The organism is Paenibacillus glycanilyticus (assembly GCF_051200795.1).
GTDB lineage: Bacteria > Bacillota > Bacilli > Paenibacillales > Paenibacillaceae > Pristimantibacillus > Pristimantibacillus glycanilyticus.
The window spans coordinates 79,820-92,500 of sequence record NZ_CP195155.1 but is presented as its reverse complement, the minus strand read 5'-3'; the positions used below and the strand labels follow the sequence as shown (position 1 = coordinate 92,500).

The window sequence follows — 12,681 nt, the reverse complement described above, 5'->3', positions numbered from 1 at the left end:
TTGGCGATCATCTCGAGCATTACTTCCGGCGGATCCTGAAGATCCGCGTCTATTATAATAATGGCGTCGCCCTGCGCGTAATCCATACCCGCCGTAATCGCGATCTGATGGCCAAAGTTGCGCGAAAAGTTGATCAGACGGACATTGGCGTCCTGCTGACAGATAGCTTCCACGATCTCGACCGTCCGGTCTTTGCTGCCGTCGTTAATGAATACAAGCTCATAAGACTCGCCGTAACCATCCATCACTTCTTTCAGTTTGGCATACGTATGGCGAATCACTTCTTCTTCGTTATACATCGGCACTATAATGCTGTATCTCGCCTTCATGCCCGTCTACCCCTTCCGTTCATCAGCTGTAAAAGACCCAAGAGTCAAAATGTCTTAGAGCAATCATCACATATTCCTTGTTTACTTCCATACCGGAAATGACTGGATAATACATTATAAATAGGACGACCGCTATGCCGGCGTAAACCCAGCGGATCCATTTCTTATTCTCGCGTCTTTCTTCAATGCGGGTGAATATATAAACGATGGCCAAAATCATGAATGGCACCATTGCAAAATAGTGATACAAGAACGTCAGCCGCGGAACGAGCATCCATGGCAGGTATTGCGATAGATAAGCGAGCCACAGCACGTACATCCGCTTATCTTTGCGTTTGACGCTTATATAGAGCGCTGCTATAACCGCAAAGATCCCCGTCCACCATATTAGCGGATTGCCGAATGCCGAAATGGACGAGACCATTCCAGGATCGAGAATCTTACCGTTATAATACCAGACCGGACGTTTCATAAACGGCCACTCCCACCATTGGGAGGAATACGGATGCGTAGCGACAAGCTTGCTGTGGTAGTCATACATATGCTTCTGGTACTCGACAAGCCGTTCCGCTGTATATGTATCTCCTTTAACGTGTAGGACCGGAATGTAGGACAAGCAGTAAATGACTAACGGGATTGCAACGAAGAAGACAAGACAGCTTGCAAGAGTCAGTACCGTATTGCGCATAAACCCGCGGGAAGCCTTTTGATAAGCCTCGTTTTCCGTATAAGGATAGCTTTCTTCCCCGCCCGCCAGGATACGTTTTGCCGCTGCGTGCTCACGGTAACGTTCAATAAGGACTAGCGCCAGCATAACCGCCAGGCCGGCACCGCCGTAAATGACAATCCATTTGGAAGCCACCCCTATTCCGAACAACAGCCCCGCCCAGAATAAAGGCACGAGCGTTTTCCTAAGAGGAGACCTGTAAAAGCTCATTTCCCTGTATTTATTCATGAAGTAGAACATCAGCATGATGAAAAAGACGCCATACACGTCAATAGTCGCAATCCTTGTCTGCGTGAAATGCATAAAGTCTGCCGCAAACAGAATCGTTGCCGTCGCCGCGTAGCCCGTCTTGCGGAACAGCTGCAGGGCAAACAGGTAAATGATCGGCAGCATCCCGATACCAAACAGCGTGCCTACAATTCGCCAGCCAAACGGACTAAGCCCAAACAGCTTGATCCCTACCGCGATTAGCAGCTTGCCGAGCGGCGGATGCGTATTCTCGTAAGCCTTCATGCCATGAAGATTCTCGTAAGCGGTCCGGGCATGATAAATCTCGTCAAAATAAGAGCTGTTCAAGTAGTTCGGTTTATATACGGCATTCTTCTGTTCATCAAACAACCTGCTGCCTGCTAGAGCCGCATCCTGCTGCACGTCGCCTTCATCGCCAAGATCAACAACCTGCTCAACCGGGATCGGCTTGTCGCTTCCTTCCGGGTAGAAGGCAACCTCCTGCATGGAGAAGCCCCACTGGGTTACCGTCAGCTTCGCATAACGGACCGTCTGATTGACAGGGTTAACCGTCCACTTCAAGTCGTCGCCAACTTTTTGCTCAATCTCGATCGGATTGCTCCATTGATCAGGCGTGCTGCTGCTGAATTCCCACTTGTACTTGCCAACGCCAACCCCATTAAAGCTGTTGATTTGACCGACTTGCACCGGCTTGCCAAAATCCACATAGAAGCTTTGGCCGTCCCGGTCCGCCTTCCAACCGCTGTCAAAGCTAACCGTGGAACCGAGATTCATGAGCGCAATAACGGCATAGACGCCCGTAATGACGGACATCCATAACCAGTCCTTGCGGTGCAGCCTGCGGGGAGGCTGCTCCTGTGATCTTACGCTTTGAAGCAGCCGCTCTTCCGACATGGCAAGCTCGTCTTTCGTCACTGCCGGAACCGGATGCTGGCGACCTTTGATATATCTATCATAACCGATATAGATCATGTACAAATACAAACCGATATTAACGAGCGAAGTTACGATCATAATGCCGTTCGAAGAAGGCAGGAACGTATTCTCCTGGCTGAAGGCCAGTACATAGCCGACATTAATATAATGCGTAATGCTAAAGCCAAGCAGCAGATGCAGAATACGGCGATCCTTCGCTTCCACATAAGCGAAAATCATCAGCAGGAGTGCCGGGAACATGTAGCGCTCGTGCATTTTGGCAGCAAACATAAAGACCGTAACGATCAGAATCAGAGCCATGTAGAAGGAACCGGTCAGATCCTTCTGCTGCTTCCGGAAAGCGAAGAACAGGACGGAGACTACTGTCGCGAAAACGATCCCAATGTTCCCCCAAACCGAATATTCTAAGCCTAGCCAATGCGCGTCCAGCTTCGCCCAGTTACCGCCCGTTAAAGCATAAAGATTAAAGGCGTTCAGCGTGGCGTACGGATAAGAAGACAAGGTTGATTTATAAAGGTCATAGAGTCCGGATAAACCGCCGTTCTTCCAAATAAACGGTGCGGCGAGAAGAAGGAACGCTATAACGCCGTAACCAATCCCCGCGGCAATACGCTTCCAATGCCTCAGGTTATAGCCGTAAGCGAGAAGCATAACTGGCGTAAAAATAAGCGCCTGCGGCTTCACAAGCACGGCCAGCGCAAACCAGATTGAACCGCGCTCCAACTTGCCGTCCGTAATAGCCCGAATGGCTAATACAAGAATCAGCGCAAAAAAGGAATCAACCTGTCCCCATCCGGCCGAGTTGATCCAGACGGCAGGGTTCCAGACGAAAATCATCGCCAGCCCGAACGCAGCGCGGTGATCGAGTTTTTTCGCCGCTGTTCGGTAAATGAGATAACCGGTAATCAGATCGGTGAAAATAGCCGGAAGCTTGTAGAATACGATTGCCGCATCGCTGGCTGACCCAATGCCGAACCACGATTGCAGCGCCCCCATGACATAGAGCACATATATATAACCAGGCGGATAATCGGCAAACAAGCCTTCCTGATAGAAGTTGCCGAGCCCGTCCTTAAAGGCATGATTCGCCCAATAAATAAACGTATTGATATCATTCGTATAGCCTGGATTCGTAGCCGCTATGCAGAATCGGAAGGCGAATGCCGCTAGAAGCGCGATCCACAGTCCGTTCAGGGACGGCTTTCCGCCAGCCGCAAGAGGTTTGCCACTCACCGTAAATTCCCGGGCACGCAGCCATCTGCTATACAGGTAAGCGAATAAGGCGCCAAACAAAGCTGATACCGACAATACCGAAAAGGCCGATATTTTTTTCGGGTCTATTTTCTCCTGATTTTGAGGTGTAGCCGAGGCGGTCTGTTCCGATTGGGTAATGACAGGCGAGAAAGCTTCTGTCGCAATATTGCCTAAGGCATTGGTTTCTGCGCCGGCACTCCCCTCAGCGGATACATAACCATTCATGGCAGGCAAAAGGCCAACAACGAGAACAAATAATAAACAAATGATTGCACGCAAGCCACTCTTCCACATTTTCCGCGGTTCACCTCAAACGTTAAGTTTCTCGAGCTTGTTTTTCCTTTAAAATACATTCTCACTTTCCCTATCAAATGTCAATGTGCGCTCCTATCCAAATGAAAACGGCTGCGCCGTCCATAGGAAGGGCAGCATACGTTTCGCGAATGAATATAAGCAAAGTATAATAAAAACGTATACAGTCTTATATTCGCAAAAAAACACCGCCCGGACCCGTTAGTCCAAGCGGTGCTGTCGTTAACTTCTTATTCGCCTGCGCGCTCACGCATATGCGGGAACAGCAGAACGTCGCGGATGGAAGGCGCATCGGTAAGCAGCATAACAAGGCGGTCAACGCCAATGCCAAGTCCGCCGGTAGGCGGCATGCCGTACTCGAGGGCGCGGATGAAGTCGTCATCCATCTCATGCGCTTCGTCATTGCCTTGTTCCTTCTCGACAAGCTGAGCTTCAAAGCGCTGACGCTGGTCGATCGGATCGTTCAGCTCGGTGAACGCGTTCGCATGCTCGCGCGCTACGATAAACAGCTCGAAGCGGTCCGTAAAGCGCGGATCCACCGGGTTCTTTTTTGCCAGCGGCGAGATTGCAACCGGATGTCCCGTAACGAACGTAGGCTGAATCAGAGTATGCTCGCAATGCGTTTCGAAGAACGCATTCAGAATGTGTCCAAACGTCATATGCGGCTCAACCGGTACTTTATGCTCCTTCGCGAGAGCATGAGCTTCTTCGTCGCTCATCTCCACGCTGAAGTCTACGCCGGTAACCTCTTTAACCAGGTCTACCATCGAAACACGGCGCCATTGCGGCGTCAGATCGATCTCTTGGCCTTGGTAGGAAATTTTCATCGTGCCCAGAACCTCTTGCGCGATATGGGCGATCAGGTTCTCCGTCAGCGCCATGATGTCCTTGTAATCGGCATAAGCCTCGTACAGCTCGATCATGGTAAACTCCGGATTATGGCGCGTCGAGATGCCTTCGTTCCGGTACACGCGGCCAATCTCGTATACTTTCTCCAGACCGCCTACGATAAGGCGTTTCAGGTGAAGCTCAATCGCGATACGCATGTACAGCTGCATATCAAGCGCGTTGTGGTGAGTGATGAACGGACGAGCCGCAGCACCGCCGGCAATGGAATGCAGCGTTGGCGTTTCCACTTCGAGGTAGCCCTTCGAATCAAGGTAACGGCGCATCGATTGAATAATGCGGGAACGCGTAATGAACGTCTGCTGTACGTCCGGATTCACGATCAGATCGACGTAACGCTGACGGTAACGCAGCTCTACGTCCTTCAGGCCGTGATATTTATCAGGCAGCGGGAGCAAAGACTTCGTCAACACTTCCACTTCGTGAGCTTTTACCGATACTTCGCCGGTGTTTGTCTTGAACACGACGCCTGTGATGCCAACGATATCGCCGATATCAAGCATTTCAAATGCCGCGTATTTGTTCGCTTCAACCGTATCCTTGCGAACGTAGATTTGGATTTTGCCGGAAAGATCCTGAATATGCGCAAAAGAAGCTTTGCCCATGCCGCGCTTTTGCATAATGCGGCCCGCAACGCTTACCTTGATCGCTTTCTCCTCCAGCTCTTCCTTGCTGAGCTCTTCATAAGCGGACACAATGTCTTTCGCATTGTGCGTACGCTCGAATTTGACGCCGAACGGGTCAACGCCAAGAGCTCTCAGCTCGTCCAATTTGTCTCTGCGGATTTGCAGAAGTTCGCTTAGTTCTTGTTCTTGTTCCACTCCCGTGTTTTGCTGATCCACTTTATTCATCTCCTAAATGAAAGGCACTGCTCAAGCGTAAACGGCTGCGCCATCCTGTGGAGGGCAGCAGACGTTTCGCGAGTGAAATATAAGTACCGTATAGAGACAGCCTATACTTTCTTATATTTAACGTTCAAAAAGCTTCCGCTAAGGAAGCTTTCGAAAAATATGCGCAAATGGCAGTGCAGACCTTATTTTTTAATATCGACGATTTTATATTGAATGATGCCGGCAGGCACGCTAACGTCCACAACAGTACCTTTCTTCTTGCCCAGTATCGCTTTGCCTACAGGGCTCTCATTCGAAATCTTGTTACGAAGAGGATCGGACTCGGCTGTACCTACGATTGCATATTCCATTGTATCACCGAATTCCAAATCTTCCACCGTTACAACCGATCCAATACTTACCGTATCGGTATCAATCTCATCGTTATTGATAATCCGCGCGTTGCGGAGCATTTTCTCAAGCGTAATGATACGGCCTTCGATAAAAGCCTGTTCATTTTTGGCATCCTCATATTCCGAGTTCTCGCTGATGTCGCCGTAGCCAATGGCCACCTTAATACGTTCCGCTACTTCACGACGCTTGACCGACTTGAGGTTTTCCAGTTCCTCTTCAAGTTTCTTTAACCCGTCCTGAGTCAGAATGATTTCCTTATCGCTCATCTTCCGATTCTCCTGTCGTGTGACATATTATTCATACGGCGTATGAATTCACTGTTATTTAAATATATTGCATTCCCCGTTCCTCATGCCAAGTTGCGGGGCAGCTAGCGCGGAAACGACGATGTCGTTGATGTATATTGCAAGATTATATTTCAAAGAGACCCCGAATGTCAATCAAAGCCAAATTTGTGTTGTAACCGCTTTATCTTAAAGAGACTTAGGAGGATTACCGGCCCCTTGACCGATAATCCTCCCCCTCTCTTAATGTGCGTTGTTGGAACTGCCGGCCACGCCGGCAAATGCTTCTTCATCCAAAGAAGCAATGTACTGCTCCATAATTTCGACAAGCTTGTCGCGTCCTGTCTCTTCCATAATGACATCTTTCACGCGTGCCGCGCCCGGAAGTCCTTTGAGGTACCAGGCCATATGTTTGCGCATTTCGCGTACGGCTGTTGCTTCGCCTCTCAAGGCTATAAGACGGTCCATATGCAAAATCGCAACTTCCAACTTCTCGCGCGGAAGCGGATCCGGCAGCAGCTCTCCCGATTCCAGGTATTGAATCGTTCGGTACAGCATCCAAGGATTGCCGAGCGCTCCGCGCCCGATCATAACGCCGTCGCAGCCGGTATGGTCGAGCAGTCGGCGGGCGTCTTCCGGCGAGAAGACGTCGCCGTTGCCGATAACCGGAATGGAAACCGCCTGTTTCACGTCGCGGATAATATCCCAGTTCGCTTTGCCAGTGTATTGCTGCTCGCGAGTACGGCCATGAACGCTGACCGCTTTGCCGCCCGCGCTTTCGACAGCCTTCGCGTTGTCTACGGCGTAAATATGCTCGTCATCCCAGCCGATCCGCATCTTCACGGTAACCGGCTTGCTGACAGCGGCGGTTACCGCCGAAACCATCTCGTAAATTTTGTCAGGGTCAAGCAGCCAGCGCGCGCCGGCGTCGCAGCTCGTAACCTTCGGCACCGGACAGCCCATATTAATATCAATAATATCGGCGTTGGTCTGTTGGTCGACAACCTTGGCCGCCTCGACGAGCGATTCGCGGTCACCGCCGAAAATTTGCAGGCTAAGCGGCTTTTCGCGATCGTCTACAAACAGCATTTCCATCGTGCGCTTGTTGCCGTGCAGAATCGCTTTGTCGCTGACCATCTCCGCGCATACGAGGCCGGTTCCGAATTCTTTCGCAATCAGACGGAAAGCCGGGTTGCAGACGCCCGCCATCGGCGCGAGCACGACTTTATTTTTCATCTCGATGTCACCGATTTTCAACATACTGCTCCTTGTTCCTCCTTCCTGAATGGAATGACCGCCTTCATCGACGGACGTAACAGAGTTCAACTGCATATGAAAAATACGTTAAGATTCCGTATCCATTAGTTCTTCATAACTGATGCCAAGCGTATTCGCTATATTCATCATAAGCCGGGCATCGGGCTTGCGGGTTCCCCGCTCCAGCGATCCAAGGACCGCAACCGATACGCCTAATACCTTTGCCAGCTCCTGCTGGGTGTAGCCCTTCAGCTTCCGGAATGCCCGGACCCGCTGAGCCAATTGGTGATTTTCCATAACGTGATGCCTTCCTTTCCATCCTGAAGCGCCGCTGCCGCAGAAGCCGAAACACGGTCCTGCAGAGGATGCGACGGATCGATGACATCCGCAAGGGGAACAAGCACGAAAGCCCGCTCCATCATACGGGGATGAGGCAGCGTCAGCTCCTCGTCATCCATCGCAACATCTTCATATAACAGCAGATCTAGATCTATGGTGCGCGGTCCCCAGCGTATATCTCTTACGCGTCCAAGAAGCTGCTCCACTTTAAACAACACGTGAAGAAGCTCAAGGGGTGGAAGAGTCGTCTTAACGGCCATCGCCATATTCAGAAAAGCCGGCTGATCCGTATACCCGACAGGATCAGTTTCGTAAATACCGGATATCCTTAACGCTTGAACGCCGGGCTGCTGCCTGAGGTATTCAATTGCCTGCCGAAGCAGTCCCTCGCGATCGTTAAGGTTGGAGCCTAGAGCAATGTACGCTTCCGCCAAGGTGTTAGGCACGGACGACACGTCCATTCCCGTCCCGCTTGCGGTGGAGCTCAATCGTAACCCCGTCAAAATGGATCTCGAACGGCGGATTTGGCTTCGTTACGCGTACCGCCACTTCATTTATCATAGTATAAGCTTCCAAAACCCGCGTTGCAATGCCGCCGGCCAAAGCTTCGATTAATTTATAAGGCTCTCCCTGCACAACGGATTTGATCTGCTCGTACAGCTCGGCATAGTTAATCGTTGCGTCCAAATCATCGGTTGCCGCCGCTTTCTCCAGGTCCAGCTTCAGGTCAAGGTCAACGATAAACTTCTGTCCCAGCCGGTTCTCCTCCGGAAAAACACCGTGATAACCGTAAAATTGCATGCCCTTCATGATCATGCTGTCCATGCTTCGCTTCCTCGCTTTCTATTTAGAACCGCGGTACATAATCGCGTCGGCCATCATCGCTGTCCGCTTATTCGCGCGCACATCATGCACGCGTACGATTTGGCAGCCCTGGGCAATGCCAAGCGCCGTAGTTGCTGCCGTGCCTTCCGCAAGATCGTCAACCGGCAGGTCAAGCGTCTGCCGGATAAACCGTTTGCGTGAGGTGCCAAGCAACACCGGGTAGCCAAGCGCGGTCAGTTCCGACAACCGGCCCATAAATTCCAGGTTGTCGTCATGATTCTTCGCGAAGCCAAGGCCCGGGTCGAGCCAGATCCGGCTCGCTTCAACGCCAGCCCGAAGCGCAATGGCCACGCTCGCCTGCAGGTCGGCGAGCACATCCGGGACAAGGTCTCCGTAGTCCCGGGCAGGGCGGTTGTGGCTGATTATAACCGGACAGCCATATTCGGCCGCCACAGCCGCCATAAAGGGGTCATACTTCAGACCCCAAATGTCGTTGATAATATGCGCGCCCGCTTCAAGCGCCTGGCGCGCCGTCTCGGCTTTGTACGTGTCGATGGAAATCGGCACGTGAGGCGCAGCCTCGCGTACGGCCCGGATAACGGGCAGCAGGCGGCGGAGCTCTTCTTCTACGCTGACCGGCTCAAAGCCGGGACGCGTCGATTCCGCGCCGATATCGATAATATCGACGCCTTCGTCAACCATAGCCGCCGCACGCGCAGCGGCAGCCTCCGCATGGTTATACCGTCCGCCATCCGAGAAAGAATCCGGCGTAGCGTTCAGAATGCCCATAATCAGCGTCCGCTTCCCAAGCTCCAGCTTTATTCCGCCGCCAAGCTCATAGCTTCTTTTCCAAAAGGTCGGCTTATAGCCTGTAAGTTCCCGTCCCTGTTCTTGTTCGCTCATCGTTGTTGTTCCTCCGTATCTTGGCGGTAGGCGAGCAGCAGCTCCCGAAGCACGGGTCCCGCCGAGCCGGAACCTACCGCCGTACTGCCGCCGTGATGATCGGTTACGCGCGTTACCGGTACAAGCTCCTGTATAGAAGTCGTTAGCCATACTTCATTCGAGGCAAGAAGCTCCTCAAACAAATAGTGTCCTTCCCTCACGGTATAGCCAAGCCCTCGAGCCAGTTCGATAACCCGCTGCCTAGTTATTCCCGGCAAAATGCCGATATCGGTTGAAGGGGTATAAATCGTGTCCTCCTGCACAAAAAACAAATTGCTGACGATGCCTTCCGCAAGAAGTCCCTCATGGCTCAGCATAAGCCCTTCCGCCGTCGTCGAAGCATCGCTTGCCAGCAATTCCCGCTTAGCGATTATATTGTTCATATAATGGAGCGATTTTAATCGAATGGCCCCTTCCGGGGTATTTCTTGCCGTCTTAAGCAGCCGTAATTCTTTTCCTTCGCTGTACAGGCTCTCGTTATGGGGCGGAAGCGCCTTAACGAGCATGAACTCCGTTGGCTGCTCGTAATCTCCCGACGGAAGTCCCAGTTCCCCGGTTCCCGCCGTAACGGTGAGACGGATATAACCTTCCGCAAGCCCGTTCTCTTTCAGCAGGGTCGCTATCATCTTCCGAAGGGCATCCAGATCCGGCTTGTAACGGATACCGATCGTTTCGCAGCCCTCCGCCAGGCGCTTCATATGCCGCTCCAGCAAATACGGCTGGCCGCCGTACGTGCGGAACGTCTCAAATAACCCCATACCGTACAAAAAGCCGTGATCGTATACCGAGATCACAGCTTCGCCAGATTCCATTACCGTACCGTTCAGCCCGATCTTCATCGAGCCGCGCCCGTGCGGATTTTCAAGAAATTGCGCAGCATGTCGTGACCGTGCTGCGTGATGATCGATTCGGGGTGGAACTGTACGCCTTCAATCGGATATTCCTTATGGCGCAGTCCCATAATTTCGCCTTCCGCCGTTTCCGCGCTGATCTCCAGGCAATCCGGAAGCGTCTCGCGCTTCACGATAAGAGAGTGGTACCGGGTAGCCGTATACGGAGAAGGAATCCCTTCAAAGATCGTTTTGCCGTCATGCAGGATTTCAGACGTCTTGCCGTGCATCAGCTTCTCCGCGCGCACAACGTCGCCGCCAAACGCTTGTCCGATCGACTGGTGGCCAAGACATACGCCAAAAATCGGAATAATGCCCTTGAAATGCTCAATGACCGACAGGCTGATCCCCGCTTCGTTCGGAGAGCAAGGTCCCGGCGAGATCAGAATATGGTCAGGCTTTAACGCCTCAATGCCCGCAAGATCAATCTCGTCATTCCGTTTCACGACAACCTCTTCGCCCAGTTCACCCAAATACTGCACCAAGTTGTACGTAAACGAATCATAATTATCAATTACTAGAATCATCGCTCCTGCTCCCCCTTTGTGTATCGCTCTGCGCTACGTCCGGCTCGTCTGCTCCGCAAACCGCTCGCTGTACTGAATCGCCTTCCATAGCGCCTTTGCTTTATTCAACGATTCGTAATATTCCCGCTCCGGATCGGAATCGATAACGATACCGGCCCCGGCCTGAATATTAACGATACCGTCCTTCACCGCCATTGTTCTTATTATTATATTAAATTCCATATCGCCATTATAGTCAATCCATCCGAGCGATCCCGTATAAGCCCCGCGCCGCACGGGCTCAAGCTCCTCGATGATTTCCATGGTCCTGATCTTCGGCGCGCCGGTAATCGTTCCGCCCGGGAATGTCGCAGCGATGACGTCAAAGGCATCCTTCCCGTCCGCAAGGCGTCCTTCCACCTGCGAGACCAGATGCATCACGTGGGAATAGTATTCGATGACCATCAGCTCTTCCACTTTAACGGTTCCAAATTCCGATATCCGCCCAAGATCGTTCCGCTCCAGGTCAACCAACATAATATGCTCGGCCCGCTCCTTCTCGCTTGTACGGAGTTCTTCCGCCATCTTGCGGTCTTCTTCCTCCGAGCGGCCCCGGCGGCGCGTGCCCGCTATCGGGCGGGTTGCCAGCTTATCGCCGTTCCGCTCGACGAGAAGCTCCGGAGAGGCAGAGACCAGCTGGAAGTCCGGACAGCGCAGAAAGCCCATATAAGGCGACGGATTAAAAATACGCAGCCATTCGTATAACTCTTCCGGCGAAGAGCTGACCTTCCGGCTCTGCCGCTGCGACAGGTTCACTTGGAATACGTCTCCCTGGCCGATATACCGCTGAATCCGGCGGACTGCCTCCATAAAGGCTTCCTTCCGGAATGGAGAGGTGATGCCTTCGACCGACTCTACGTCAATGTGAAGACTATCGCTTTCCGTGAACTGTCTGCGTTCCTCGCGAACGGCCGATGCCTCGCCGCCCTGAAGCTGAATATGATGCTGCCAGAATACCTCCATCTCCTCAGCTTGTACAACCGCCTCGTCGTACTTGGCCTGCAGCTGCTCTTCGTTCTCTTCCCCGGTAACCGCGGTATGGACCGCACAGTACAGCATCTTCTCCTGCTGATCCACGATCCAGATCCGGTTCATCCGCAGGAACAGATAATCCGGAAGTCCCGTATCGTCCGCCGCAAGCTCGGGCAGCCGCTCAATAGAGCGGATCACATCATAGCTCCAGAAGCCTATGCAGCCTCCCGTCCACTTAGGACCATCCGCAAGTTTAGGAGAGCGTTGCGGCTCCATCCAGCGCCGGACCACTTCAAGCGGCTTGCCCTCCCAGGATTGTTCCGACAGGACTTGTCCCTCGCGGTCCCATTCCGATGATTGGGCATTGTCTCCTTTGCCGCGGATAACTCCTTCCGGATGCAATCCCAAATAGGTATAACGTCCATCCTTGCCGCTTTCCAATACGAATGCATGCGGGGAAGCCGCGCGCCATGCCGACTCCCATGATTCAACGGTAACGGTATGAAGAGGAATGCGCTTCAGCAGCGGCAAGGTTGTGAATTTCCGTTCTGCCTGCCATAAAGCCCACTGCCCTAGTGCGGTGAACATGTTAATTCCCTCCGATCAGCTATGATTTGCTAAGTATACAAAAAGCCTCCGCAAACGTCAA

Annotated in this window: 12 protein-coding genes (1 of these 12 running past the window's edge); all 12 read right to left on the bottom strand. The window is 52.3% G+C overall.

From position 1 onward, the window contains the following. Positions 1-329: the 5' portion of a glycosyltransferase family 2 protein gene (locus ACR9FF_RS00445; RefSeq protein WP_435168190.1), read on the bottom strand. The gene continues 655 nt to the left of window position 1, outside the view; 329 of the gene's 984 nt are visible here — the first part of the coding sequence; it begins with the start codon at positions 327-329; its stop codon lies beyond the left edge, outside the window. Positions 330-351: 22 nt separating this feature from the next. Continuing rightward, a complete protein-coding gene (locus ACR9FF_RS00440) occupies positions 352-3,789 on the bottom strand; it encodes a phospholipid carrier-dependent glycosyltransferase (RefSeq protein ID WP_435168188.1) in 3,438 nt (1,145 codons plus the stop codon). A 248-nt stretch (positions 3,790-4,037) separates the two neighbouring features. Beyond that, on the bottom strand, positions 4,038-5,564 hold the full coding sequence (gene lysS, locus ACR9FF_RS00435; RefSeq protein WP_174806593.1) for a lysine--tRNA ligase: 1,527 nt from the start codon (positions 5,562-5,564) through the stop codon (positions 4,038-4,040). A 182-nt stretch (positions 5,565-5,746) separates the two neighbouring features. Next, positions 5,747-6,223 carry a transcription elongation factor GreA gene (gene greA / locus ACR9FF_RS00430; RefSeq protein WP_127496976.1) on the bottom strand — a complete coding sequence of 159 codons (477 nt, stop codon included), beginning with the start codon at positions 6,221-6,223 and terminating at the stop codon, positions 5,747-5,749. 261 nt (positions 6,224-6,484) lie between these two features. Further along, the gene (gene dusB, locus ACR9FF_RS00425; protein ID WP_435168185.1) at positions 6,485-7,501 is read right to left on the bottom strand and encodes a tRNA dihydrouridine synthase DusB; all 1,017 of its coding nucleotides are present in this window, start codon (positions 7,499-7,501) and stop codon (positions 6,485-6,487) included. 84 nt (positions 7,502-7,585) lie between these two features. Then, positions 7,586-7,795 (bottom strand): helix-turn-helix domain-containing protein, encoded by a 210-nt coding sequence (locus ACR9FF_RS00420; RefSeq protein ID WP_012772083.1) that lies wholly within the window; start codon positions 7,793-7,795, stop codon positions 7,586-7,588. Continuing rightward, a complete protein-coding gene (gene folK, locus ACR9FF_RS00415) occupies positions 7,747-8,298 on the bottom strand; it encodes a 2-amino-4-hydroxy-6-hydroxymethyldihydropteridine diphosphokinase (protein WP_435168183.1) in 552 nt (183 codons plus the stop codon). The genes ACR9FF_RS00420 and folK overlap by 49 nt, the downstream gene beginning before the upstream one ends. Further along, complete coding sequence (gene folB, locus ACR9FF_RS00410; protein WP_435168181.1) at positions 8,276-8,662, bottom strand: dihydroneopterin aldolase; 387 nt, start codon at positions 8,660-8,662, stop codon at positions 8,276-8,278. The genes folK and folB overlap by 23 nt, the downstream gene beginning before the upstream one ends. Positions 8,663-8,680: 18 nt before the next feature. After that, positions 8,681-9,565 carry a dihydropteroate synthase gene (folP, locus tag ACR9FF_RS00405; protein ID WP_435168179.1) on the bottom strand — a complete coding sequence of 295 codons (885 nt, stop codon included), beginning with the start codon at positions 9,563-9,565 and terminating at the stop codon, positions 8,681-8,683. Then, the gene (gene pabC / locus ACR9FF_RS00400; RefSeq protein WP_317982053.1) at positions 9,562-10,443 is read right to left on the bottom strand and encodes an aminodeoxychorismate lyase; all 882 of its coding nucleotides are present in this window, start codon (positions 10,441-10,443) and stop codon (positions 9,562-9,564) included. The genes folP and pabC overlap by 4 nt, the downstream gene beginning before the upstream one ends. Further along, a complete protein-coding gene (pabA, locus tag ACR9FF_RS00395; RefSeq protein ID WP_012772078.1) occupies positions 10,440-11,021 on the bottom strand; it encodes an aminodeoxychorismate/anthranilate synthase component II in 582 nt (193 codons plus the stop codon). Before pabA ends, pabC begins: the two co-directional genes overlap by 4 nt. Before the next feature lie 33 nt (positions 11,022-11,054). Then, a complete protein-coding gene (locus tag ACR9FF_RS00390) occupies positions 11,055-12,620 on the bottom strand; it encodes an anthranilate synthase component I family protein (protein ID WP_435168176.1) in 1,566 nt (521 codons plus the stop codon). Between the last annotated feature and the right edge of the window lie 61 nt (positions 12,621-12,681).

What these genes read in the sequence shown, in the direction of transcription:
- ACR9FF_RS00440 (WP_435168188.1), bottom strand. Translation starts at nt 3,789, where the DNA reads ATGTGGAAGAGTGGCTTGCGTGCAATCATTTGTTTATTATTTGTTCTC.
- lysS (WP_174806593.1), bottom strand. Translation starts at nt 5,564, where the DNA reads ATGAATAAAGTGGATCAGCAAAACACGGGAGTGGAACAAGAACAAGAA.
- greA (WP_127496976.1), bottom strand. Translation starts at nt 6,223, where the DNA reads ATGAGCGATAAGGAAATCATTCTGACTCAGGACGGGTTAAAGAAACTT.
- dusB (WP_435168185.1), bottom strand. Translation starts at nt 7,501, where the DNA reads ATGTTGAAAATCGGTGACATCGAGATGAAAAATAAAGTCGTGCTCGCG.
- ACR9FF_RS00420 (WP_012772083.1), bottom strand. Translation starts at nt 7,795, where the DNA reads ATGGAAAATCACCAATTGGCTCAGCGGGTCCGGGCATTCCGGAAGCTG.
- folK (WP_435168183.1), bottom strand. Translation starts at nt 8,298, where the DNA reads ATGGACGTGTCGTCCGTGCCTAACACCTTGGCGGAAGCGTACATTGCT.
- folB (WP_435168181.1), bottom strand. Translation starts at nt 8,662, where the DNA reads ATGGACAGCATGATCATGAAGGGCATGCAATTTTACGGTTATCACGGT.
- folP (WP_435168179.1), bottom strand. Translation starts at nt 9,565, where the DNA reads ATGAGCGAACAAGAACAGGGACGGGAACTTACAGGCTATAAGCCGACC.
- pabC (WP_317982053.1), bottom strand. Translation starts at nt 10,443, where the DNA reads ATGAAGATCGGGCTGAACGGTACGGTAATGGAATCTGGCGAAGCTGTG.
- pabA (WP_012772078.1), bottom strand. Translation starts at nt 11,021, where the DNA reads ATGATTCTAGTAATTGATAATTATGATTCGTTTACGTACAACTTGGTG.
- ACR9FF_RS00390 (WP_435168176.1), bottom strand. Translation starts at nt 12,620, where the DNA reads ATGTTCACCGCACTAGGGCAGTGGGCTTTATGGCAGGCAGAACGGAAA.